The organism is Streptomyces sp. NPDC049577, from assembly GCF_040675635.1.
Classification (GTDB): Bacteria; Actinomycetota; Actinomycetes; order Streptomycetales; family Streptomycetaceae; genus Streptomyces.
In genome coordinates this window covers 1-2,559 of record NZ_JBFAPH010000534.1, presented here as the reverse complement: position 1 = coordinate 2,559, position 2,559 = coordinate 1, and the positions used below count along the sequence as shown (strand labels likewise).

Annotated in this window: 3 protein-coding genes and 1 pseudogene; 2 read left to right on the top strand and 2 right to left on the bottom strand. The window is 73.3% G+C overall.

All coding sequences use genetic code 11. From position 1 onward, the window contains the following. Nucleotides 1–324 (bottom strand): annotated as a pseudogene (locus AB0K09_RS32260) (hypothetical protein); the annotation flags it as partial. A 163-nt stretch (nucleotides 325–487) separates the two neighbouring features. On the opposite strand from AB0K09_RS32260, the gene AB0K09_RS32255 reads away from it, so the two are divergent. Next, the gene (locus tag AB0K09_RS32255) at nucleotides 488–721 is read left to right on the top strand and encodes a hypothetical protein (protein ID WP_366068948.1); all 234 of its coding nucleotides are present in this window, start codon (nucleotides 488–490) and stop codon (nucleotides 719–721) included. 44 nt (nucleotides 722–765) lie between these two features. On the opposite strand, the gene AB0K09_RS32250 is transcribed toward AB0K09_RS32255, so the two are convergent. Then, nucleotides 766–1,722: an endonuclease/exonuclease/phosphatase family protein gene (locus AB0K09_RS32250; RefSeq protein WP_366068947.1), complete on the bottom strand. Its 957-nt coding sequence runs from the start codon at nucleotides 1,720–1,722 to the stop codon at nucleotides 766–768. Between the two features lie 139 nt (nucleotides 1,723–1,861). Here AB0K09_RS32250 and AB0K09_RS32245 point away from each other — a divergent pair. Further along, the coding region (locus tag AB0K09_RS32245; RefSeq protein WP_366068946.1) for a fused MFS/spermidine synthase at nucleotides 1,862–2,559 on the top strand (698 nt) is incomplete at its 3' end.

Here is a 2,559-nt window from a genome sequence, read left to right as displayed (position 1 = left end):
GTGTCGGCGTGCGGGTGGACGGCGATGGCCAGCCCGTGGACGTCGTGGACCCGGCGGCGCGCCCGCACCGAGGTTGAGCACCGGACGCGGCACGAACGCCGCCGTGCACAGCCCGTACGCCGCCGTGAACAGCACGACCGCCGCGAAACCGGACAGCTGCGGCGGCCAGCCCTCGGTGAGCAGCCGCTCCGGTCGCAGCGCCAGCACGGCCGCGACGGCGGACGCGAGCAGCGCCACCAGCACGCCCAGACGGAACCGCGGGGACATCAGCGCCCGGGTGCAGCGCTCGGTGAGGCCGGGGGACGGCACGGCGGTGTCGAGCATCGAAGGAGCGTAACCGAAACGGGTGTAAGGGCGGCGTGATGCGGGCGAGATGGTCGTCCGGGCGCAGCGATCGGTCATCCTCGGTTCGCCGTGCCGGCATCGGCGCGCACGGGGCGCGGATTATTCGCATGCCCGCTGGTGAGGGCCGACCTAGAGTGCTGCCATGGCAGAGCGCGGGGAAGGGGCGATGGGCAAGGCCGACCTCATGGCGTTGTTCGTGGCGGCGGAGCGGCGGGCGCGGGTGGCGCTGCGCCAGGGGCATCTGGAGAAGGTGCTGACCGCCCAGCAGCTGAAGATGGTGATCCGGCACATGGCCCAGACGTGGATGGACGGTTTCACGACCGGCAGGGCCCGCCGTGCCAAGGGGGAGGACGCCGGGAGCCCGGGAGATCGCTGAGGCGACGGCGGAGGCCGTAGGCCGGCGGGCGGCCCGGCGCCGGCTCAGTACGCGAGCCGGGCCAGGACGGGGGCGTGGTCGGAACCGGGGGTGTCCCGGCGCTCGGCCGGCTGCTGGCTGACGCTCGGCAGCCGTTCCCCGGCACCGGCGGAGACCTCCTCGACCCGCTCCAGCAGGGAGTGGCTCACCAGGATGTGGTCGATCAGCTCCGGATGGCCCTCGTGGATACGGGAGAAACGTTCCTTTTCGGGGATGAGCGGCGCCAGGTTCCACAGTCGCGCCGCGTCGCCCTTGTCGGGGCGGTCGAAGCCGCCGCTGCCGTCGGCCGTGATCTGGGAGCCGGGCGGGCCGTGGAGGATCTGCGTGGTGGCCGCGTCCGGCCCGTCGTTGAGGTCGCCGAGGACGGCGACGTCGTGGGTGCGGCCGTCGCCGGCGAGGAGTTCGTCGGCCAGGGAGCGCACGGTGACGGCCTCGGCGCCGCGCAGGGCCAGGGCGTAGGCGGCGTAGCGGGCGCGTTCGCCCTCGTCCTTCGGGCTGTGGCGGTTGCCGGGATAGGTCAGCAGCTTCGACTTCAGATGGCAGACGGCCACCTGGAGCGTGCGGCCGGGGGCCGGTTCCACGCGGACCGCCAGGGCCCCGCGGGACATGGCGCCCGTGGTCCGGCCGTCGTCGGTCAGCTGCACCGGGGGGACGTGATGGGCGAACTCTGCGGTGTCGGCGACGGTGTGCAGCGGCAGCCGGCTGAGGAAGCCGACGAAGATGCCGCGCCCGTCGTGGTGCCGGGACCAGGCCGTGTGCCAGTGCCCGTCGAGCAGGTCCACCAGATCGGCCAGCGCCTTCGGGTCGCCGATCTCCTGGAGCCCCAGCAGATCGGGGGCCAGACGGTTCACGGTGCCGGCGAGGGACTTGAGCTTCGCCGCGTAGGCCGCCTCGTCCTTGGGGCCGTACAGATCGCCGGGGCGGAAGAGGTTCTCCAGGTTCCAGGTGCCGATGACCGTCATGGTCTCTCCCCTCGCTCAGGCGACCGCCGTCCCCGTCAGTCTTTTGGGTCGGCTTCACCCGATGGGGTAATGAAGGGCGGACTCGCATCGACATTCACCCAGTGGGCGGACGAGGTGCGCGCATCGGCACAATGGGGGAGTGGACGAACCGATACCGGTGAGCCGGGACGTGGACCGGGGCACCGCCAGACTCCTGCCCGACGTGGACAGCGCCCGGGCCTGGCTGCTGACCGTGGACGGCGCCCCCCAGTCCTACGTGGATCTGGACGACCCCGCCCACCTCGAATTCGAGTACGCGCGCCGGCTCGCACGCGTCCTGGACACCGTCGCCGAGCCGGGCCGCCCGCTCGACGTGCTCCATCTCGGCGGCGGCGCGCTCACCCTGCCGCGCTACGTCGCCGCCACCCGGCCCGGCTCGCGCCAGCACGTGATCGAGGCCGACCGAGGTCTCATCGACCTGGTCCGCGAGCACCTGCCGCTGCCGGCCGGCGCGGACGTCGAGGTGCGGGCCGGCGACGCCCGGGCGGCCCTGGAGACGGCGCCTGACAACAGCGCCGACGTGATCGTCGCCGATGTCTTCGGCGGCTCCCGGGTGCCGGCGCAGGTGACCTCGCTGGAGTACGCCCGCGAGGCCGAGCGCGTCCTGCGCCCGGACGGCTGGTACACGGCGAACCTGGCCGACGGCGCGCCCTTCGGTTTCCTCCGCGGCCAGCTGGCGACGTTCGCGGCCGTCTTCCCCCGGCTGTGCCTGATCGCGGAGCCCTCGATGCTGCGCGGCCGGCGGTTCGGCAACGCGGTTCTCGTCGCCTCGCACCGCCTTCCGCCGGTCGCCGAGCT